This is a genomic window from Pseudomonas sp. AP42 (assembly GCF_001728935.1).
GTDB classification, from domain to species: domain Bacteria; phylum Pseudomonadota; class Gammaproteobacteria; order Pseudomonadales; family Pseudomonadaceae; genus Aquipseudomonas; species Aquipseudomonas lactis.
The window spans coordinates 1-21312 of record NZ_LYSO01000106.1; the positions used below are offsets into that span (position 1 = coordinate 1).

At 64.0% G+C, this 21312-nt stretch carries 9 protein-coding genes; 4 read left to right on the forward strand and 5 right to left on the reverse strand.

The features are described 5' to 3' along the window. Nucleotides 1–179 precede the first annotated feature (179 nt). From A7K61_RS25145 to A7K61_RS25155, 3 genes are all read right to left on the reverse strand, one after another. Nucleotides 180–947, reverse strand: a complete 768-nt coding sequence (locus A7K61_RS25145) for an N-acetylmuramoyl-L-alanine amidase (protein WP_044274926.1) — start codon at nucleotides 945–947, stop codon at nucleotides 180–182. Nucleotides 948–1069: 122 nt separating this feature from the next. Further along, nucleotides 1070–2389 (reverse strand): ATP-binding protein, encoded by a 1320-nt coding sequence (locus tag A7K61_RS25150; protein WP_014719306.1) that lies wholly within the window; start codon nucleotides 2387–2389, stop codon nucleotides 1070–1072. Then, nucleotides 2389–3069, reverse strand: coding sequence for a response regulator (locus tag A7K61_RS25155; RefSeq protein ID WP_032895992.1), 681 nt, complete (start codon nucleotides 3067–3069; stop codon nucleotides 2389–2391). The genes A7K61_RS25150 and A7K61_RS25155 overlap by 1 nt, the downstream gene beginning before the upstream one ends. 175 nt (nucleotides 3070–3244) lie before the next feature. Between A7K61_RS25155 and dsbD the strand changes: the two genes are divergently transcribed. Genes dsbD through dsbG form a run of 3 tightly spaced genes read left to right on the forward strand, consistent with a single transcriptional unit; the run spans nucleotide 3245 to nucleotide 6554 of the window. Then, on the forward strand, nucleotides 3245–4972 hold the full coding sequence (dsbD, locus tag A7K61_RS25160; protein ID WP_047711483.1) for a protein-disulfide reductase DsbD: 1728 nt from the start codon (nucleotides 3245–3247) through the stop codon (nucleotides 4970–4972). After that, complete coding sequence (locus tag A7K61_RS25165; protein ID WP_069558587.1) at nucleotides 4972–5817, forward strand: TlpA disulfide reductase family protein; 846 nt, start codon at nucleotides 4972–4974, stop codon at nucleotides 5815–5817. Before dsbD ends, A7K61_RS25165 begins: the two co-directional genes overlap by 1 nt. Beyond that, the gene (gene dsbG, locus A7K61_RS25170; RefSeq protein ID WP_044274929.1) at nucleotides 5793–6554 is read left to right on the forward strand and encodes a thiol:disulfide interchange protein DsbG; all 762 of its coding nucleotides are present in this window, start codon (nucleotides 5793–5795) and stop codon (nucleotides 6552–6554) included. Before A7K61_RS25165 ends, dsbG begins: the two co-directional genes overlap by 25 nt. Nucleotides 6555–6663: 109 nt before the next feature. On the opposite strand, the gene A7K61_RS25175 is transcribed toward dsbG, so the two are convergent. After that, nucleotides 6664–19560 (reverse strand): non-ribosomal peptide synthetase, encoded by a 12897-nt coding sequence (locus A7K61_RS25175; protein ID WP_069558588.1) that lies wholly within the window; start codon nucleotides 19558–19560, stop codon nucleotides 6664–6666. Nucleotides 19561–19610: 50 nt separating this feature from the next. Then, a complete protein-coding gene (locus tag A7K61_RS25180) occupies nucleotides 19611–20363 on the reverse strand; it encodes a thioesterase II family protein (protein ID WP_069558589.1) in 753 nt (250 codons plus the stop codon). A gap of 301 nt (nucleotides 20364–20664) precedes the next feature. Between A7K61_RS25180 and A7K61_RS25185 the strand changes: the two genes are divergently transcribed. Further along, complete coding sequence (locus A7K61_RS25185; RefSeq protein WP_003192867.1) at nucleotides 20665–21216, forward strand: RNA polymerase factor sigma-70; 552 nt, start codon at nucleotides 20665–20667, stop codon at nucleotides 21214–21216. Nucleotides 21217–21312 lie beyond the last annotated feature (96 nt).

The following is a 21312-nucleotide window of genomic DNA, read 5'->3' on the forward strand; positions in this document are numbered from 1 at the left end:
GGCCGTGACCGCAGCAATGGATATGTACACCATCCAACTGTGTTGACTGTCAGGCCGCCTTCGCGAGCAAGCCCGCAATTTGATTGCGGGGCGTCAGAGAGATAGGCGTCGGCTGGCAGGCCGTCATCGCAGGCAAGCCAGCTCCCACATGGGGACCCACATTTGAACAGTGCTCGGCATCAAATCCCACGGTACTTTTCGTTCAGTGCATACAAGATCGCGCAAGTCTCTGCATCCAGGAACCCACAATAATCCCGTGGCCGAAAGTGCATCTGGAACGCTCGGGTGCGCTGCTCAAAGGCCCGGCGATTCTGCGCGGGCTTGTAGCCATACCGCTGAAACGCCCGCTCCACTTCCACTTCCGGCGGCAAGCCGAGACAAAAGCGGCGCTGGTACATCGCCCGGGTCGACTCATCAAACCAGGCCCCAATGCCGGCTTCATGCAGCACCCGCCACGGCAGCCGAGGCCCTGGGTCGCTCTTGCGCCAGTAGGCCACGTCCGAATGCCCGAGCCAGTCAGTAGGGCCGACCTGCGGATAACGTTCCAGCAGGTCCCGAAGCAATTCAATCAATACATCAACCTGCGCCGGTGCATATTCAGGAAAGGTAAAGACGCCCGCGTCATCGCGCGCCAGGTTGACGATTTCAATGCCCATCGAGCGGCTGTTGAGGTCGGCCTTCCCCGCCCAATAACTCACGCCTGCATGCCAGGCGCGCTGACCCTCGTCCACCAGGCGAAATACGCGCAGCTCTTCATAACCGGCAGCGCGGTAGCTGGATTCATCGGGGTCGGGCAACAGATAGTGGGCGCTGACGCCATCTTGGGTGAGGGTGCGTAGTGAGCAAGCAAAGGGCGAAGCGGTGTAGTGCACAACCACCTGTTGCACGGTTTCGCCGCGGCGGTCGTTGAAATCCCTGGCGGGGAAACTGGTGTCGATCACCAACATAAGAACGGTCCTTTTCAATTCAGGCCGACTCATTCGGCCCGTTCAAGCGCAAAAAAATTACCGCCATCCTGAAGGCTTGAGCCTCAGGCGGGCGGTAATTATTTGCCACGTGAAAAGTCAGTTCAGCGCCGCAATGGCATACCCAGGTCGACCCGCATGCCGTCGGGCTGGCTGTCAAAATGCAACGAGCAGGAGCAACGCTGCACGATCGCCTGGACAATCGCCAAGCCCAAGCCACAGCCCTCGCTGCTGCCATTGCGCCAGAAACGTTGGGTGAGGTATTGCAGGTCTTCGCTGGAGATCTGCTGGCCATGGTCACGCACGCGGAACACCACGTTATCCGGGGTAGAAAACACCTGCAGTTCCACGCGGGTATCGGCCGGGGTATGGCGCAAGGCGTTGTCCAGCAGGTTACGCAAGGCCGCGACGGCCAGGCCCACGGGCATTGCCACTGGAACAGGGGAAAGATCCGGCGCCAGGATCAGATCGATGCGTGAATTGTCACCGGCGTTGGCATCCTGGATCGCCAACCTGGCGACTTCCTCTGCACTCGATTGCAGGCCATCATCAAACGACAGGCTGCCCTCCACCCGCGCCAGCAACAGCAGTTGCTCCAGGGTGCGATGCAAGCGGTCGGCGCCCTCCTCGGCGTGCGCCAGGGACTGGTCGCGGGCCGCCCCCTCGGTCATGCGTGCGACTTGCAGGTGGGTCTTGATCGCGGTCAACGGGCTGCGCAGTTCATGGGCGGCGTCACCGGTGAGGCGACGTTCGCGCTCGATGGTCTTGGCGATGCGTTGCAGCAACTGGTTCTGGGTGTCGAGCAACGGTTTGAGTTCGCTGGGCAGCGGATGAATCTGCAAGGGCTCGAGGGAGTCGGCACTGCGCCGCATCAGCGCGTCACGCATCCGGTTGAGCGGCACCAGGCTCTGGCCGATGCCCAGCCACAGCAGGCACAGGCAGCCCAGCAACGCCACGCCGACCGGCACCGACGCCGCCAGCAGGATCGACAGGTTCAGGGCCTCGCGCTCCACCTGGCGGTCGGCGGTGGTGATCAGCAAATCGCCACGGGACAGGGTAAAACTGCGCCAGCCCACGCCGTCGATGATCTGGTCGCGAAAACCGCTGCGGCGCGACTCCAGCCCTTCCTCAGGCGTAGTATGGCTGCGCGCCAGGATCTCGCCGCGCAAGGAACTGACCTGGCAGGCCATGCCGCCCGGCACATTCAACTGTTCGGTGCGCAAATGCGCGCCCCCGCTGACGCTGGCCAGGCCCGGCATCTGCTCGGTGAGCCCGGCCACCATGCGCGCCGAAGCCACCAGGCGCTGGTCGAGGGAAAACATCATCTGGTTGCGCAAATCGTTGAGCATCCAGGCAGCCGCCAGCACCCAGATCAGTACGAAAGCGGCGCCCAGCTTGAACGTCAGGCGCAGACGCAAGCTCATCACGGGGTGTTTTCTCCCCCATCAGCCGTGCCCAGGCGATAGCCCAGCCCCCTGACGGTTTCGACGATGCCATTGCCCAACTTGCGCCGCAGGTGGTGAATATGCACGTTGAGCGCGTTGCTTTCCAGTTCGTCGCTGAAGCCGTAGACGCTGTCTTTGAGCTGTTCGCTGGACAGTACGCGGCCCTTGTTGTGCAACAGCGCCTGCAACAACGCCTGTTCGCGCCGGGACAGGTCCACCGGCTGGCCGCCGAGGAAGGTCTCGCGGCTGCTGGGGTCGTAGGCCAGGCGGCCATGTTCGATCAGGTTGACGCTGCGCCCCGCCACCCGGCGCAGCAGGGTTTGCAGGCGCGCGGCGAGTTCGCGCAGGTCGAAGGGCTTGAGCAGGTAGTCGTCGGCGCCAGCTTGCAGGCCATCGACGCGGTTGGTCACCGAGTCCCGCGCGGTGAGGATCAGCACCGGAATCTCCAACCCCTGGCTGCGCTGTTGTTGCAGCAGCTTGAGGCCGTCCTCGTCGGGCAAGCCAAGGTCGAGCACCATGATGTCGAAGGCCGCGGCCTTGAGCATCGCCCGCGCAGCCGAGGCCGTGGCCACGCGTTCCACGGTAAAGCCCTGGGCGGTCAGGCCGGCCACGATGCCACTGGCGATCAGTTCGTCGTCTTCACAGACCAGTACGTGCATGGTTAACCCTTCATGAATGATGGCGCGATTAGAAAAGCCACGGATTAAGCGCGCATTATGCCGTTAAAGTTCGCAACACCGGATAATCCCTACACTCTAGAATAGCGGCGGTTAATCATCGGTTAATCAACGCCACACATTGTGTGCCTCACTTGCATCGAACTAAGGCTTGACCATGCGGCATCTGTTTACCTTTCTGCTGGTGTTGTTCGCGGGATTCGCCCAGGCAGCGCCGGGCAGCCCCTTCGAAACCAAACCCGACTTCCTCCCGGTGGGCAAAGCCTTCGCCTTTACCTCCGAACGTCTTGAAAGCGGCGAAACCCAGCTGTTCTGGCAGATTGCCGACGGTTACTACCTGTACCAGCAGCGCATGAAGTTCGACGGCCTGGCCGAAAAGCCCGTGCTGCCCGAGGGTGAAGCCCATAGCGACGAGTTCTTTGGCGAGCAGCAAGTGTATCGCCAGGGCCTGGAAGTGAAGATCCCCGCCGGCACCACCGGCCAGGTCAAGCTCGGCTGGCAGGGCTGCGCCGATGCGGGCCTGTGCTATCCGCCGCAGTCGATCACCGTGGACCTGGGCGGCAACCCGGCCGTCGCCGCCACCGCGCAGGCCCAGGATCAAAGCCTGGCCAGCGGCCTGCAGCAGCGCAGCCTGGGGTGGAGCCTGCTGGTGTTCTTCGGCCTGGGCCTGCTGTTGGCGTTTGCGCCTTGCTCGTTGCCGATGCTGCCGATCCTCGCCGGCCTGGTGGTGGGCAGTGGCGCCAGCCCGCGCCGTGGCTTTGCCCTGGCCGGCAGCTACGTGGTGTGCATGGCGCTGGTGTATGCCGCCCTGGGGGTGATGGCCGCGTTGCTCGGCGCCAACCTTGCCGCACTTTTGCAAACGCCGTGGATCCTCGGCAGCTTTGCGGCGTTGTTCGTGCTGCTCGCCCTGCCGATGTTCGGCTTCTTTGAACTGCAACTGCCCGCCTTCCTGCGCGACCGCCTCGATAACGTCAGCCGCCAGCAAAGCGGTGGCAGCCTGGTGGGTGCCGGTGTGCTCGGCGCGTTGTCCGGCCTACTGGTGGGCCCGTGCATGACCGCGCCCCTGGCTGGCGCCCTGCTGTACATCGCCCAGAGCGGCAACGCGCTGCACGGTGGCCTGATCCTGTTTGCCATGGGCATCGGTATCGGCATTCCGCTGTTGCTGCTGGTGACCGTGGGCAATCGCTTCCTGCCCAAGCCGGGCACCTGGATGAACGTGCTCAAGGGCGTCTTCGGCTTCCTGTTCCTGGGCACTGCGGTGCTGATGATTCGCCCGGTGGTCGGCGACAGCCTGTGGATCGGCCTGTGGGGCGCCTTGGCGCTGGTGATGGCGTACTGTGGCTGGGCACTGGCCCGTGAGTCCGGCCTGGCGGCCAAGGTATTCGGCGCCGGTTCCCTGGTGCTGGGCCTGTGGGGCGCGGTGCTGGTGGTGGGTGCGGCCGGTGGCAGCGATGAGCTGTGGCAACCGTTGAAGGTCTACAGCGGCTCGCGGCTCGCCGCTGCACCCAGCGCTCACGATGCCTTCACCACGGTCAGCGACCCGGCTGTATTGCAAAGCCAACTCGACAGCGCCAAGGCCCAGGGCCAGTGGGTGCTGTTGGACTATTACGCCGACTGGTGCGTGTCGTGCAAGATCATGGAGAAACAGGTGTTCGGCAAACCCGAGGTGATGGACGCGCTCAAAGACGTGCGCCTGTTACGCCTGGACGTCACCGCTGACAACGCCGCCAGCCGCGAGCTGCTGGGCCGCTACAAAGTGCCAGGGCCACCGAGCTTCGTGTGGATCGGCCCGGACGGTGAAGAACGCCGCGCCCAACGCATCACCGGCGAAGTAGATGCCGCCGCGTTCCTGCAACGCTGGACCCAGACGCGGGACGCTCGCTGATGCTGACCCTCACCATCGGCACCTTCGCCATCGCCCTGAATCACCTGCTGCTGATCAGCGCGCTGATTCTCGCCACCCTGGTGGGCTGGCGCGTGGCCAAGCGCGGCGGCGAAAACCCGGAGTCGGTGCTGTTCAGCCTGTTCCTGCTGGGCCTGCTCGCCGCCCGGGTCAGCTTTGTGCTGATGTACTGGAGTTATTACAGCAACGACTGGGTGGAGATGGTCGACCTGCGTGACGGCGGCTTTCTCGCCTGGCCCGGGATCATCGCGCTGATCCTTGGCACGCTGGCGTACGGCTGGCGTCGCCCAGCCCTGCGCAAGCCCCTCAGCGCCGGGGTGATCACCGGCCTGTTGTTCTGGGGCATGACCAGCCTGTCCCTGAGCCTGTATGAAAAAGGCACGCGCCTGCCGGACATCACCCTGCGCAATGCCAATGGCGAAGTGGTGCAACTGGCGGATTATCAGGGCGGCCCGCTGGTGATCAACCTGTGGGCCACCTGGTGCCCGCCGTGCCGACGCGAAATGCCGGTGCTGGAAAACGCCCAGCGCATGCGCCCCGACGTGACCTTCCTGTTCGTCAACCAGGCCGAAAGCATGCAAAGCGTCAGCACCTACCTGGCCACCCAGGGCCTGAACCTGGACAACGTGCTGTTCGACGCCAGCGGCCGCCTTGGCCAGGCCGTGGGTTCCATGGCGCTGCCGACTACGCTGTTCTACCAAGCCGATGGGCGCCTGATCAACAGCCACCTGGGCGAACTCTCCGAAGCCAGCCTGGCCCGCGCCATGGAACCCTTCGACAACACCACGATAAGGAAACCGACATGCCTCGCCTCCGCCACCTGCTGACCCTGCTGCCTTTGACGCTAGCCGCTGCGCTGGCCCAGGCCGAAGACCTGCCGGCCCCGATCAAACAGATCGAAGCCAAGGGCGCCAAGATCATCGGCAAATTCGATGCCCCCAGCGGCCTCACCGGCTACGCCGCCCAGTACCAGAACCGTGGCATGGCCCTGTACTTGACCGCCGACGGCAAAAACGTCATCGCCGGCAACCTGTACGACGCCCAGGGCAATGACCTTAGCACCGCGCCCCTGGAAAAACTGGTGTATGCGCCGATGGCCAAGGAAGTCTGGGCCAAGATGGAAAACAGCAGCTGGATCCAGGACGGCGATAAAAACGCCCCGCGCACCGTCTACCTGTTCAGCGACCCCAACTGCCCGTACTGCAACATGTTCTGGGAACAGGCCCGCCCGTGGGTCAAGGCCGGCAAGGTGCAGTTGCGCCACATCATGGTCGGCATCATTCGCGAAGACAGCCCCGGCAAATCCGCCGCCCTGCTCGCCGCCAAAGACCCGCAAAAAGCCCTGCAAGAACACGAAGCCGCCGGCAAGGGCAGCAAGCTCAAGGCGCTGGAAAAGATCCCGGCCGAGGTCGAGGCCAAGCTTGATGCGAATATGAAGCTGATGGATGAACTGGAGCTGTCGGCGACGCCGGCGATTTTCTATCTGGATGACAAGGGCGGGTTGCAACAGCAGCAAGGGGCGCCGTCGCCGGATAAGTTGGTGAAGATTCTTGGGCCAAAATAAGCGGCGCTTTATCTGACGCCTTCGCGAGCAAGCCCGCTCCCACACTTGGAATGCATTCCAAATGTGGGAGCGGGCTTGCTCGCGAAGAGGCCCTAACAGACAACGAAGATTAAAGCCCCTCCAACTCCGCCATCAAATCACTCAACCGCTCCACCTTCTCAGCACCGATCTCATTGCCCGCCAACCCGTCGATATACGCGGCCAACTCCGCAACCGTGCTGCACTCGAACATCGCCCGCAGCGGCACATCGCGCTGCAACACTTTCTGCACCCGCGAAGCAATCTGCGTAGCCAGCAGCGAGTGCCCGCCCAGTTCGAAGAAGTTGTCCTGCACCCCGACCCGTTCGACCTTCAACACCTCGGCCCAGATAGCCGCCAAGGTGGTTTCCAGTTCAGTGCGCGGCGCCACGTAGTCCTGGCTGTGCAACTGGCCGATCTCCAGCGCCGGCAGGGCCTTGCGGTCGAGTTTGCCGTTGGCATTCAGGGGCAGGCGTTCAAGCCATAGCCAATGCAGCGGCACCATGTATTCGGGCAGTTCGGCACGCAGGCGTTGCTTGATGCGCTCCAGGTGTTTACTCGGTTCCAGCGTGGCGTCGGCGGCTACCAGGTAGCCGACCAGATATTTGCCATTGGCCCCCTCTTGCACACCCACCGCCGCGTCACGCACGTGCGGTTGTTCGTGCAGGCGCGCTTCGATTTCACCCAGTTCGATGCGGTAGCCGCGAATCTTCACCTGGTGGTCGATACGCCCGACATATTCCAGCACGCCATCGCTGCGGCGCCGCGCCAGGTCGCCGGTACGGTAGAGCCGCTCGCCAGGCGCGCCGAAGGGGTTGGGCACAAACACCTGGGCGGTGCGCAGCGGATCGCTGACATAGCCGCGACCGACGCCGATGCCAGCGACGCACAACTCGCCGACCGCGCCTTGAGGCACCAACTCCAAGGCACCATCGAGCAGGTACAAGCGGTTGTTGTCGGTCGGCGTACCAATCGGCAGGTAAGTACCACGGGTGGAGGCCAGATCGACGCGGAAGAACGCCACATCATCGGAGCATTCCGCCGGGCCGTAGGCATTCACCAGGCCGATCTGCGGGTAACGCAGCAGCCACTGATGAGCCAACTCCGGCGGCATGGCCTCCCCGGTCGGCAACATCCAGCGCAGGCCGTCGAGGCTGATACGCTCCTGGGCCAGCATGCCCTGGATCAGCGATGGCACACTCTCCAGCACGGTGATGCCCTGTGTTTGAACGTGGGCCAAAAGCCCTTGCGGATCATGGGCAATGGCAGGCGGCACGATGTCCACCCGCGCACCAAACAGCGGCGCGGCGAGGAACTGCCAGACGGAAATATCGAAGCTTTGCGACGCGGTCTGGGCGATCACATCGGCATCGCTCAAGCTCAGGTACGGTACCTTGCTCAACTGGTTATTGAGCATGCCACGCTGTTCGACCATCACGCCCTTGGGCAAGCCGGTAGAACCCGAGGTGTAGATCACGTAGGCAAGATTGTCCGGGCCGCTGTAGACACCGGGGTTTTCGCCACGGGCGGGGATTTCCTCCCACACCAGCAACTGGCAGTCGCAGCCTTCAAGCAGTTCGATGGCCTGTTCCCGGCACGCTTCGGTGCACACCAGCAACGGTGTGCAGCTCAAGTCGATGATGCGGCTCAGGCGCGGGCCGGGCAGCCCTGGGTCCAGCGGCAGGTAACCGGCGCCAGCCTTGAAGCTGCCGATGATCATGCCGAGCAAGTCCAACCCACGTTCAGCCAGCAACGCCACCGGTTGGTCCAGGCCCACACCAGCCGCAATCAAGGCGTGGCCCAGGCCGTTACTGCGACGGTTCAATTGGTCGTAGCTCCATTGCTGGTCCAGGCAACTGGCGGCGATACGCTGCGGATGCTCTGCCACCTGGGCCTCGAACAGCTCGATGTAGCTCGTCTCCAGTGGGTAGGCCTGCTCACTTTGATTACAGCCCAGCACCAGGAATTCACGCTCCTGCTCGCCAATCAATGGCAGCTCGGCCATGTCGCCATGGAAGCCCTGCACCAGCGCCAGCAACAGGCGTTTGAACTCAGCGAGCATGCCTTGCACGGTGCTTTCGTCGAAATAACGCTGGTCGTAGGACAGGTGCAAACCGAGGTCATCCCCCGGATAACACACCGCCGTCAGCGGGAAGTTGGTGTGGGTGCGGCCAGAATCCGAGGTGGCATTGAGGCTTTGCGCACGGTCCAGCACCGAGACTTCCACCGGCGCGTTCTCAAACACAAAGAGGCTGTCGAACAGCGGCTGGCCCTTGGGCAATTCGCTGTGTTCCTGAATCGTCACCAGTGGCAGGTATTCGTACTCGCGCAGTTGCATATTGCTGTCGAGCAAAGCGCTCAACCACTGGCGCACGCTGCACGTCTGGCCGTCCTCGGGCAGTTTTACCCGCAACGCGATGCTGTTGATAAACAGGCCGACGGTGCGTTGCATCTCAGGCATGTCCACAGGGCGCCCGGCCACGGTGACGCCGAACAGCACGTCGCGATCGCCACTTAAACGCCGCAGCACCAAGGCCCACGCGGCCTGGGCGAAAGTGTTGACGGTGAGTTGATGCGCCTGGGCCAGTTCACGCAGTTGCGCACCGTCGCGGGCATCCAGGCGGGTGTAGCAGTCGCCCACCACCATGCCGCCGCTGCCACCGGCGTGTTCGCGCAGGAACGGGCGGTCGCTCGGGATCGGCGTGGCGCGCTCGAAGCCTTGCAAGTTTTGCTGCCACCACTGGCGCGCTTCGTTGAGGTTCTGGCGTTGCAGCCAGGCAATGTAGTCGCGGTAGCGCGGCGGCGTCGCCAATTGCGCATCGCGGCCTTCGCCCAGGGCTGTGTAGATATCGAAGAAGTCATTCATCAGCAGCGAACGGCACCAGGCATCGATCAGGATGTGGTGGTTGCTCATCATGAACCAGTAGCGCGCCTCGCCCACGCGAATCAGGCGCAAGTGGAAAGGCGCCTGGTTGAGCAAGTCAAAACCGGCCTCGCGCTCGGCCTTGAGCAAGGCTTGCAGGCGCGGTTCCTGCTCATCCTGCGGATCGGCGCTCCAGTCCAGGTATTCAATCGGCGTGCTGCCGGGCTTGTGGATCACTTGCAGCATGTCTTCGCCGACGTTCCAGCAGAACGAGGCGCGCAAGGCTTCGTGGCGGGCGATCACCGCTTGCCAGGCCTGGGCAAAACGCTCAGGGTCCAGGGCGCTGTTGATGCGGTAGCGGTCCTGCATGTAATACAGGCCCGTGCCAGGCTCCAGCAAGGTGTGCAGCAGCAGGCCCTCCTGCATCGGGGTCAGCGGGTAGACGTCTTCGATGGCGCTGGCCGGGACCGGCAAGGCGTCCAGTTGCACCTGGGTCAGGTGCGCCAGGGGGAAGTCGGACGGCGTGAGGCCGCCGGCATCGTCCTGCAGGCAATGGGCGATCAGGCTGTGCAATTCGGCCAGGTAAGCCTCGGCCAGATCGCGAATCACCTGTTGATCATGACGCTCGCGGCTGAAGGTCCAGCGCAACACCAGCTCGCCGCCGTAGACCTGGCTGTCGATGCTCAGTTCATTGGGCAACGGCGCATCCGGGTCATGGGCCAGGCCGGCGGATTCCTCCAGTGGATGGAATAGCGCCTCAGTGCCAAAGCTCTGGTCGAACTGGCCCAGGTAGTTGAAGGTGATCTGCGCGCTCGGCAACGCGGCCATGCTCTGCTTGCACAGGTCATCGGCCAGGTAACGCAGCACGCCATAGCCCAAGCCTTTATGGGGCACACCGCGCAGTTGCTCCTTGATCGCCTTGATCGAGTCGCCCTGCTCGGCCTGGGGCGTCAGGCGCAACGGGTAAGCACTGGTGAACCAACCCACGCTGCGGGTCAGGTCGATGTCATCGAACAAGGTTTCGCGGCCATGGCCTTCCAGTTGAATCAGCGCCGAGGCCTGCCCGCTCCAGCGGCACAGCACGCGGGCCAGAGCGCTCAACAACAGGTCGTTGACCTGGGTGCGATAGGCTCTCGGCGCCTGTTGCAGCAACTGCCGGGTGCGCTCGGCATCCAGGCGTACGCTGACCGTTTCGGCATCGCAGTTTCGCAATGTGCCTTGGGGGCGCTGAACCGGCAAGGCCACGGCCGGGCCAGCCAATTGCGCTTGCCACAGGCTCAGCTCTTCGCGCAGGGATTCACTGTGGGCATAGGCTTGCAAGCGCGCTGCCCAATCGCGCAGCGCGCTGGTTTTGGCCGGCAGGCTGACAGACTGGCCTGCGCTGAGTTGGCGATAAACGTTTTGCAGGTCTTCCAGCAGGACGCGCCACGACACGCCGTCCACCACCAGGTGATGGATGGCGATCAGCAAGCGTTGCTGGCCTTGCGGCCCATCCACCAGCAAGGCGCGCAACAGCGGGCCCTGTGCCAGGTCGAGGCTGCGCTGGGTGTCGGTGAACAACGCGGTGCATGCCTGCATGTCGCGCACCTGCGCCTGCAGCAGCACGCCGCCTTCCGGCACGCCCAGGTGTTCGGCATGCCATTGCGCATCGCGCGGGGTAAAGCTCAAGCGCAGCGCGTCGTGGTGTTCCAGCACCGCCAGCAGCGCTTGTTCCAAGCGATGGGGGTCGAGCAGTTGCAGCGGCTTGAGCACCAATGCCTGGTTCCAATGCTGGCGCGCCGGGATGTCGGTGTCGAAGAACCAGTGCTGAATCGGCGTGAGGCCAGAGGGGCCGGTCAGCAGCCCCTGCTCGGCGATGACTCGCTCCGAGCGGGTCGCCACGGCAGCCAGGCTCTGTACCGTCTGGTGCTGGAACAGGTCACGGGGGCTGAAATGAATCCCGGCCTGGCGCGCACGGCTGACCACCTGGATCGACAGGATCGAGTCGCCGCCCAGCTCAAAGAAGTTATCGTCGAGGCCGACTTGCTCCACGTTCAGCACCGCGCACCAGATGGCGGCCAGGTTATGTTCCAGCTCGCTGCGGGGCGCCACGTAGGCTTGGCGATTGGCCTCTGGGTCCGGCTCCGGCAAGGCGCGGCGGTCGAGCTTGCCGTTGGCGGTCAGCGGCATGCTCGCAAGCACGATCAGATGCGCGGGCACCATGTAGTCCGGCAATTGCGCCTTTAGGTGTGCCCTCAACGCGTCGCGCAAGGCGACGTGCTCGGCATCGCTGACCAGGTACGCCACCAGCTGTTTGCCGCTCGGTGCATCCAGGGCCAGCACCACCGCTTCGCGCACGGCCTCGTGTTCGAGCAAGCGTGTTTCGATTTCGCCCAGTTCGATGCGAAAACCGCGGATCTTCACCTGATGGTCGATGCGCCCCAGGTACTCCACCAGGCCATCGGCGCGTTGGCGTACCAGGTCGCCGGTGCGGTACAGGCGCCCGCCCTTTCCAGCAAACGGGTCTGCGACAAAACGCTCGGCCGTCATCCCCGGCCGCTGGTGATAACCCTGGGCCAGGCCGGCGCCACCGATGTACAGCTCACCGCTGGCGCCCTGGGGCACCAGCGCCAGGTCGGCGTCGAGAATGTAGGCCACGCGCTCACCGACGATGCTGCCAATCGGCACACTGCCGGCGCCCTCCTCCAACCGCTCCGGCGCCAGGCTGGCCAGGGGCATCACCACGGTTTCGGTGGGGCCGTAAGCGTTGAAGAACAGCTGGGGCGTGAACGCCGCACGGATGCGTTGCAGGTGTTCGCCGGTCAAGGCTTCGCCACCGGTGATGCACATACGCACCGGCAGCGTCTGTTGTTGGGTCGCCAGCCACTGCGCCAACTGGCTGCCGTAGCTGGGGGTGAAACCGAGCACATTGATGCGATGGTTACGGATCAGCGCGCAGATCTCTTCGGCATCCCACTGGCCCTGGGCGCGCAATACCACCCGCGCCCCGCACAGCAGCGGCACCAGCAAACGCTCGGTGGCGGCGTCAAAGTTGATCGAATAAAAGTGCAGCTCGCAGTCATCCGGGCGCATGTCAAAGCGCTCGATCACCGCTTGGCAATGCATGGCGATCTCACCGTGGGACACCACCACGCCTTTGGGCTTGCCCGTGGAGCCCGAGGTGTAGATGAGGTACGCCTGGTGTTGCGCCAGACTCACGAACGGCAGCGCCTCGGCGGGGTAATTGGCCAGCACCGGCGAGTCATCCTCCAGGCACCAGCACGCCACCGTCGCCGGCAATTCACCCAGGGCTTCGAACAGGGCCGCATCACTGAGCAGCAGGCCGATGCCACTGTCTTCGATCATGTAATGCAAGCGGTCCAGCGGGTATTCCGGGTCCAGCGGCACGTAGGCGCCGCCGGCCTTGAGGATCGCCAGCAAACCGATGACCATTTCCAGCGAACGCGGCAGTGCCAAACCCACGCGCACCTGCGGGCCCACGCCACGCTCGCGCAGCATCCAGGCCAGGCGGTTGGCGCGCTCATCCAGTTGCGCATAACTGAGGGTCACACCGGCAAAGGTCAGCGCCGGGGCATCCGGCCGCTGGCTCGCCTGCTGGCTGAACAGTTGATGGATGCACTGGTCGAGGCGATGCGCGCCCTTCTCCGCCCCCAGGCTGTCTTGCAAGGCGCGTTGCTCATCCGCGCTCAGCAACGGCAATTCGCTGAGGCGCTGGCCGGGATAGGCGATCAGCGCTTCGAGCAGGTTGCACCAATGCGCGGCCATGCGTGCAATGCGCGGCTCGTCGAACAGGTCGGTGCTGTAGGTCAGGCAGCAACCCAGGCGATGGTCGAGGTCGGTGACTTCCAGGTTGAGGTCGAACTTGGTCGCTCGCGCATCGTTGGCCAGGTACTCCACGGTCATGCCGGCCAGTTGGCGGCTTTGCTGGAATTCCCAGCGCTGCACGTTGCACATGACCTGGAACAACGGGTTGTACGCCGCGCTGCGCGGTGGTTGCAGAGCTTCCACCAGGTGGTCGAACGGCAGGTCCTGATGGGACTGACCCTCGATCACGGTGTGACGCACCTGCTCGAACAACTCGCTGACCTGCATCTGCCCAGTGAGCTGGCAACGCAGCACCTGGGTATTGAGGAACGCGCCAATCAAGCCTTCGCTTTCCGGACGGATACGGTTGGCCACGGGCGCGCCGATGCGCAGGTCGGTCTGGCCGCTGTAGCGGTAGAGCAACACCGCCAGGGTCGCGGTCATGGTCATGAACAGCGTGAGGCCGTGTTGCGCGTTGAAGGCACGCACGCGGGCGGCCAGCTCATCGCTCAAGTCAAAGCGGTACAGCTCGCCCCGGTGGCTTTGCACCGGCGGCCGTGGACGGTCGCCGGGCAGTTCCAGCAATGGGTGTTCGTTGCCCAGTTGGGCGGTCCAGTAGTCCAGCTGGCGCTGGCGCTCACCGGCTTCCATCCACTGGCGTTGCCACACGCTGTAGTCGAGGTACTGCACCGGCAACGCTGGCAGCGGCGAGTCGCGCTCGTCGATAAAGGCTTCATACAGGGCGCTGAGTTCACGGGCAAAGATGTCCATGGCCCAGCCTTCGGTGACGATATGGTGCAGGGTCAGCACCAGGTAATGTTCTTGCTCGCCGGCCTTGACCAGGCAAGCGCGCAACAGCGGCCCGGTTTCCAGGTTGAACGGCGTGTGCGCCTCGACATCGGCCAGTTGCTGCAAACGCTGCTGGCGCTGCGGCTCATCCAGTGCGCAGAAGTCCTGCCAGCCCATGCGCACAGTGGTTTGCGCCGAGACCTTCTGACAGGCAACACCATCGACACTGGGGAAGGTGGTGCGCAGGGTTTCGTGACGCATGATCAAGGCCTGCAAGGCGGCCTCGAAACGCCCCACATCCAGTACACCGCGCAGGCGCGCCATGCCGCCGACGTTGTAGGCCGGGCTGTCCGGTTCCATCTGCCAGAGGAACCACATGCGCTGCTGGGAATAGGACAAGGGGACTGGCTGGCTGCGATCGACTTTGGCGATGGCAGTCTGTTGATTGCGCTGGCCCGCCGCCTGGATCAGCCCGACCTGCTCGGCAAAATCGCCCAGCTCGCTGGCTTCGAACAGGGTGCGCAGCGGCAGTTCGACGTCACAAGCCTGGCGGGTGCGAGAGATGATTTGCGTGGCCAGCAACGAGTGCCCGCCCAGTGCGAAAAAGTCATCGCGCAGGCCGATGCGTGGCAGGCCCAGCACCTCGCGCCAGATCGCGGCGATTTGCAGCTGCAAGGGGGTGTGCGGTTCGACGTGTTCGCGGGTTTGCCATACTGGCTCTGGCAAGGCACGCCGGTCGAGCTTGCCACTGGGGCTCAGGGGCATGGCATCCAGGCGCATCAGCAGCGCGGGCACCATGTACTCCGGCAACTCGGCGGCCAGGGCGATTTTGACCGTTTGCTCATCCAGTTCGGCGTCGGCGGTGTAGTAGCCGATCAACTGGGCATCACGCACCAGCACCACGGCTTGGGCGATGCCTGCGAGAGCCAGCAGGCGCGCTTCGATTTCTTCCGGCTCCACCCGGAAACCCCGCAGTTTGACCTGCTGATCGAGGCGCCCGAGGTATTCGAGCACGCCATCGGCGTTCCAGCGCGCACGGTCACCGGTGCGATACAAACGAGTGCCCGCCGCGCCCAACGGGTCGGCGACAAAACGTTCGGCCGTCAGCCCGGCACGGCCCAGGTAACCCCGCGCCAGGCCGATGCCGCCGATGCACAGTTCGCCCGGCACACCGGCCGGCAGCGGGTTGAGCTGCTCGTCCAGCACGCGACAGATGACATTGCCCAAAGGCCGGCCAATCGGCGAGCGCTCGCCATCCGAGGCAGCGCACTGCCAATGGGTGACGTTGATCGCGGTCTCGGTCGGGCCATAGCGGTTGTGCAATTGCACCGCTGGCAAGCGTGCCAATACGCGGTTACGCAATTCGGCAGGCAAGGCTTCGCCACCGGAGAACAGGCGACGCAGGCTGGTGCATTCGGCCACCAGCGGCTCGTCGATAAACAGCTGCAACAGCGGCGGCACGAAGTGCAGCGTGGTCACCCCATGTTCCTGCACAAGCTGCGCGATACGGTGCGGGTCGCGATGTTCGCCCGGCCCGGCCAATACCAGGCGGCAACCGCTGATCAATGGCCAGAAGCATTCCCACACCGACACGTCGAAACTGATCGGCGCCTTTTGCATCAGCACATCGGTGTCGTTCAACTGATAGGTGGCCTGCATCCACTGCAAACGCTCAGCCAGGGCGCCGTGGGTGTTGCCCACGCCTTTGGGTTGGCCGGTGGAACCGGAGGTGTAGATCACGTAGGCGAGGTTATCGCCGTGCAGGTGCAAGCCGGGCGCTTGGGTCGGCCAGCTGTCGAGGTGCAGGCTGTCCATGGCGATCACGCACACGCCTTCGGCACTGGGCAGTTGGGGGAGCAAGGCGGTCTGGGTGAGCAGCAGTTGCACGCCGCTGTCCTTGAGCATGTAGGCCAGGCGCTCGGCGGGGTAATCCGGGTCCAGCGGCACGTAGGCGCCACCGGCCTTGATGATGGCGAGCAGGCCGATCAGCAGTTGCGGCGAACGCTCGGCGGCGATGGCTACGCACACGTCCGGGCCGACGCCTTTGTCGCGCAGGTAATGGGCCAGCCGGTTGGCCTGGGTGTGCAGTTGGGCGAAGGTCAGGCTGCCGTCTTGCCAGACCAGCGCGGTGGCGTCCGACGTCTGTTGGCTGAGCAGCTCGGGCAACCAGTGCCGGGCCGGCGCGCAAGGGGCTTCGCTCCAGGCCTGCTGTTCGTCGGTCTGCATCAACGGCAGGTCGCCGATGGCGTGTTGTGGGTGCGCACACACAGCGTGAAGTAGATGGATGAAGTGCTCGGCCAGGCGCTGGATGGTCGCGCAATCGAACAACTCGTCGGCGTAGTCGAACGACAGGCTCAAGCGCCCATTGCGATCTTCTTCGCTGTGCAGTTGCAAGTCGAACTTGGCTTCGCGGCTGTGCCAGGGCAACTCATCGGCCAGCAAGCCCGGCAGGCGGCGCAAGGCACTGAGGTCACGTTGCTGGTGGTTGAACATGACCTGGAACAGGCCCTGTTCGCGGGCCTGGGGGAAGGCTTCCAGCAGTTGCTCAAAGGGCAGGTCCTGATGGGCCTGGGCAGCCAATGTGGTCTCGCGAGTGGCGGCCAACAGCTGATTGAACGGCAGGCGCCCGTCCAGCTCGGCGCGCAGCACCAAGGTGTTGATAAAGAAGCCGATCAGGCCCTGGGTTTCCTGGCGCGGACGGTTGGCATTGGGCACGCCGATACGGATATCGCGCTGGCCACTGTAGCGATAGAGCAAGGTCTGGAACGTCGCCAGCAGCAGCATGAACGGCGTCGAGTCATGGGCCTGGGCGGTCTGGCGTATCGCCGCACTGAGGCGCGCATCCAGGCGCACGCTATGGCGCGCGGCGCTGTGCCGATGCTGGGCGGCGCGCGGGTGATCGGTGGCCAGGTTCAGGGCCGGATGCTCGTCACCCAACTGCGCTTTCCAGTACGTCAGTTGTCGCTGGCCTTCGCCTTCGGCCAGCCATTGGCGCTGCCAGCTGCCGTAGTCGGCGTATTGCAAGGCCAACGGCGGCAGCTCCAGGGGTTGGCCCTGGGCGGCAGCGGCGTACAGGCGCGAGAACTCGTCGATCAGGATATTCAGCGACCAACCGTCGGCAATGATGTGGTGCAAGGTCACCAGCAATTGGTGCTCTTCATCGTCCAGGCGCACCAGGGTCACCCGCAGCAATGGGCCTTTTTCCAGGTCGAACGGGCTGCGCGCCTGCTCTTCGCGCACCTGTTGCGCACGGGCTTCGCGCTCGGCGTGGGGCAAGTCGCTGAGGTCGATGATCGGCAGTTCGAAATCCGCCGACGCCTCGACACGCTGGAACGCCTGGCCGTCGCGTTCGTAGAAGCGCGTGCGCAGGGCTTCGTGGCGCTGGATCAGTTGCTGGAAGCTGTGGCGCAGCGCGTCTTCATCCAGCTCGCCGCGCAGCTGCAAGGCGCCGGGAATGGTATAGGCGCTGCTGTGAGGGTCCAATTGCCAGGTGATCCACAGTCTGTTCTGTGCCAGGGATTGGGGCAGGTCTTCTTGACGCGACAGCGCGTGGATTGCGCCTTGGGCCACGCCGCCGTCCTGTTGCAGTGCCGCCACAGCCGCAGCAAAGGCCGCGAGGGTCGGCGCTTCGAACAGCAGGCGCAGGTTCAACTCCAGCCCGAGAGTTTCGCGCAGGCGGGCGACCACTTGGGTCGCGGTGATGGAGTTGCCGCCCAGCAAGAAAAAGTGATCGTCGCCCGCCACCTGGGCCAGTTGCAGTTGTTCGCACCAGATCGCCGCGATCTGTTGTTGCAGGTCCGATTCCAGCGCCACTTCGCTCGCCGGCCCCTGCTGCCCAGGGAACTGCGCGTAGCTGTCGAGGCTGCCATCGGCATGCCGAAGCGCACAGGCCGCACGCTGCACTTTGCCGCTGGAGGTTTTTGGCAACGCGCCGGGGTTGAGCAGCACCACCACGCTCGGGGCTTGCTGGCAGGCCTCGGCCACGGCTTGGCGGATCGCTTTGATCAGCGCTTCGGGCGGCAGGATTTTCTGCACGCTGCGGCTGATTTCCGCCGCGATGCCGATGCCTTCCAGGCCCTGGTCATTGACCGCAAAAGCGGCAACCCGGCCCTTGCGCACCACTTCCACTTCGCGCTCGATGGTCTGTTCGATGTCCTGGGGGTAGAGGTTATGGCCGCGCACGATCAGCAGGTCTTTCAGGCGCCCGGTGATGTACACCTCGCCGTCGCGGATAAAGCCCAGGTCACCGGTGCGCAACCAGGTGCGGCCGGCGTGCTGGACGAAGGTCTTGGCGCTGGCTTCGGGGTTGCGCCAGTAGCCGTGGGCGATGCTCGGGCCCGTGGCCCAGAGTTCGCCGACGCACTGGTCGGGCAGCTCGGTGAGGGTGTGCGGGTCGGCGATCAGCACGGCGTGGTCCGGCTGGCTAGTGCCGCAACTCATGATCGCAGGGCCCTGTCCCGGTTCGGCACGGTTGGCGGCCAGCGCCTGCTCGTCCACGCGCAGGGCGGGAATGCCACGGCCACGGCTGCCGCCGGCGACAAACAGGGTGGCTTCGGCGAGGCCGTAAGACGCGAAGAAATTATTCGGGGTGAAGCCACAGGCGGCGAATTTTTCCGCGAAGCGTTCCAGGGTGTCGAGGCGGATCGGTTCGGAGCCCGAATAAGCCACGCGCCAGCGGCTCAAGTCGAGGCGCTCCAGGGCCGACTCACTGACCCGTTCGCTGCACAGACGGTAGGCGAAATCCGGGCCACCGCTGATGGTGCCGCCGTATTCGCTGATCGCCTCCAGCCAGCGCAAGGGCCGGCCGAGGAAATAGGCCGGCGACATCAACACGCAGGGCACGCCGCTGAAGATCGGTTGCAGCAGGCCGCCGATCAGGCCCATGTCGTGGTACAGCGGCAACCAGCTGACGATCACGTCGTCAGGGTTGAGGTCGATCCCGAAGCCGCGACGAATCAGCAGTTCGTTGGCTACCAGGTTGCCGTGACTGACTTGCACGCCCTTGGGCAACGCGGTGGAGCCGGAGGTGTATTGCAGGAAGGCGATGTCGTCGGCCTTGAGGTCGGGCTCGACCCATTGGTCGGCCTGCTGCGCCTCCAAGGTGTCGACGCTCAACACCGTGGGCGCATTTTCAATCTGCGCCAGGCCTTCGCTGAGGCTGGCAATGGTCAACAGCAGCCGCGGCTCGGCATCGATGATGATCGACAGCAGACGCTCCTGGTGATGACGGCGCGTGGATTCGGGCGGATACGCCGGCACCGCGATCACCCCGGCGTACAGGCAACCAAAGAACGCCGCCACATAGTCCGGGCCACTCGGGAACAGCAACACCGCACGCTCGCCCAGGCCAGCGTTGGCTTGCAAGGCGGCGGCGATGGTACGGGCACGCTGGTCGAGGTCGCGATAACTGAGCACCACACTGTGCTCGGCGCTCTCGGCGAGGAAGCGCAACGCCACCTGGTCCGGCGTCTGCGCAGCACGCTGTTGAAGGGACTGGACCAGGGTGCGGGGGAGTTCGAAGGCGTCCATCATGGGGTTCCTGCCTGAAATCGGCTTACGGGAAATTCGGGAAACGGTGGGGTTCAGCCGGCGGCGAGCTGCCGTGCCGCGCCAATGCGCCAGCGCGTCAGGTGCTCGTCGGCATAGCGACGCACACAGCGCAGCACGGCGCTTTCGTGCTGCACGAGAAAGAAGTGGTGGCCGTCAAACATGTCCAGGGAAAACCCACTGGCGGCGTCGAGTTGCCAGTCGAGCAACTGGTCGGCACGCACGCTGTCCTGCTTGCCACCGAACACATGGATCGGCAGCGCCAGGGGCTGGCGCTCGCCATAGGTGAAACTGCCGCACAGCAGAAAATCAGCGCGCAGGATCGGCAACATCAGTTGCATCAACTCAGGGTTGGCCAGGGCTTCTTCGGCGGTCCCCTGTAATTCGCGCAGGCGGGCAATGAGTTGGGCATCGGTCTTTTCGACGGCGTACTCGCTCACATCACGACGCGCCGGGCCCGCCGTACCGGACGCAAACAACGCCAGGGGCGCAGGCAGATTGCGCGCGTTTAAAGCGTGAGCCAGTTCAAACGCCAACAGCCCGCCAAGGCTGTGGCCGAACAAGGCATAAGGGCCATCCAGATCACGGCTGATCTCTTCAGCAAGCTGCGCGGCCAGGGCCTTGATATCGCGCTGCAACGGCTCGTCCATGCGCATGCCGCGCCCCGGCAATTCCAGCGCGCACACTTGCAACCAGTCCGGCAGCACCCGGCGCCAGCGCGCATAGACCGAGGCGCTGGCGCCTGAATGGGGCAGGCAAAACAGGCGTAGCCGCAGGGGCGTGCTCATCCGGCGAGGACTCCAAACTGAAACACGCTGAATGCACGATAAAAACCCATCTGGTCCTCCTGCGGGTGCTGATCCTTGGCCGTTGTGCTAACGAACCTGTCACCCATGAGAACGGACGGAGGCGGCAAATAATTAGTCGCCGGGGGCGAGCGAGACGTGGTTCACACCTTTGCCCAAGGCATAAGATTAGTTCGCCTTCTCATTTGACAATCATTATCATTCAGCATAATTTGTTGCCCGATGTGTAGGAGGCCTCAGCAGGGATGCCCTCCCCTAACCTATTAGCAACAAGGTGATTTCCATGACGGAACCAGTATCCACAGGCAGGTGCGATTCACCCCTTCTTCAGGCGTTCGTCGACAATCGGCTGATCCTGGTGAAGATCGCGGCCCGCATCACCGGGTGCCGCTCCCGCGCCGAAGACGTGGTGCAAGACGCCTATTTTCGGCTGCAGTCGGCACCGACTATCACCTCATCGTTCAAGGCCCAACTGAGTTATCTGTTCCAGATCGTGCGCAACCTGGCGATCGATCACTACCGCAAGCAGGCCCTGGAGCTCAAATACTCCGGGACCGAAGAGGAAGGCTTGAATGTGGTTATTCACGGCGCTTCACCGGAAACCTCGCACATCAATTTCAACACCCTGGAAAACATCGCCGACGCCCTGACGGAGTTGCCACAGCGCACCCGCTACGCGTTCGAGATGTACCGCCTGCATGGCGTGCCGCAAAAAGACATCGCCAAGGAGCTTGGGGTGTCGCCGACGCTGGTGAACTTCATGATTCGCGACGCGCTGGTGCATTGCCGCAAGGTGTCGGGTAGCCATAGCGATACGTTTGCGCGGCGGGTTTGAGCACAGCGAGTAATGTATGGGCGGCAGCTTCCAGGTAACCACGATGCGAAGCGAGCCGCTTTTGATCTGCTTTTGATCTTGATCTTAGGCGCCCCG

Excerpts from the sequence above, each read along its gene's own strand:
- A7K61_RS25145 (WP_044274926.1), bottom strand. The coding sequence starts at position 947 with ATGTTGGTGATCGACACCAGTTTCCCCGCCAGGGATTTCAACGACCGC.
- A7K61_RS25150 (WP_014719306.1), bottom strand. The coding sequence starts at position 2,389 with ATGAGCTTGCGTCTGCGCCTGACGTTCAAGCTGGGCGCCGCTTTCGTA.
- A7K61_RS25155 (WP_032895992.1), bottom strand. The coding sequence starts at position 3,069 with ATGCACGTACTGGTCTGTGAAGACGACGAACTGATCGCCAGTGGCATC.
- dsbD (WP_047711483.1), top strand. The coding sequence starts at position 3,245 with ATGCGGCATCTGTTTACCTTTCTGCTGGTGTTGTTCGCGGGATTCGCC.
- A7K61_RS25165 (WP_069558587.1), top strand. The coding sequence starts at position 4,972 with ATGCTGACCCTCACCATCGGCACCTTCGCCATCGCCCTGAATCACCTG.
- dsbG (WP_044274929.1), top strand. The coding sequence starts at position 5,793 with ATGCCTCGCCTCCGCCACCTGCTGACCCTGCTGCCTTTGACGCTAGCC.
- A7K61_RS25175 (WP_069558588.1), bottom strand. The coding sequence starts at position 19,560 with ATGATGGACGCCTTCGAACTCCCCCGCACCCTGGTCCAGTCCCTTCAA.
- A7K61_RS25180 (WP_069558589.1), bottom strand. The coding sequence starts at position 20,363 with ATGAGCACGCCCCTGCGGCTACGCCTGTTTTGCCTGCCCCATTCAGGC.
- A7K61_RS25185 (WP_003192867.1), top strand. The coding sequence starts at position 20,665 with ATGACGGAACCAGTATCCACAGGCAGGTGCGATTCACCCCTTCTTCAG.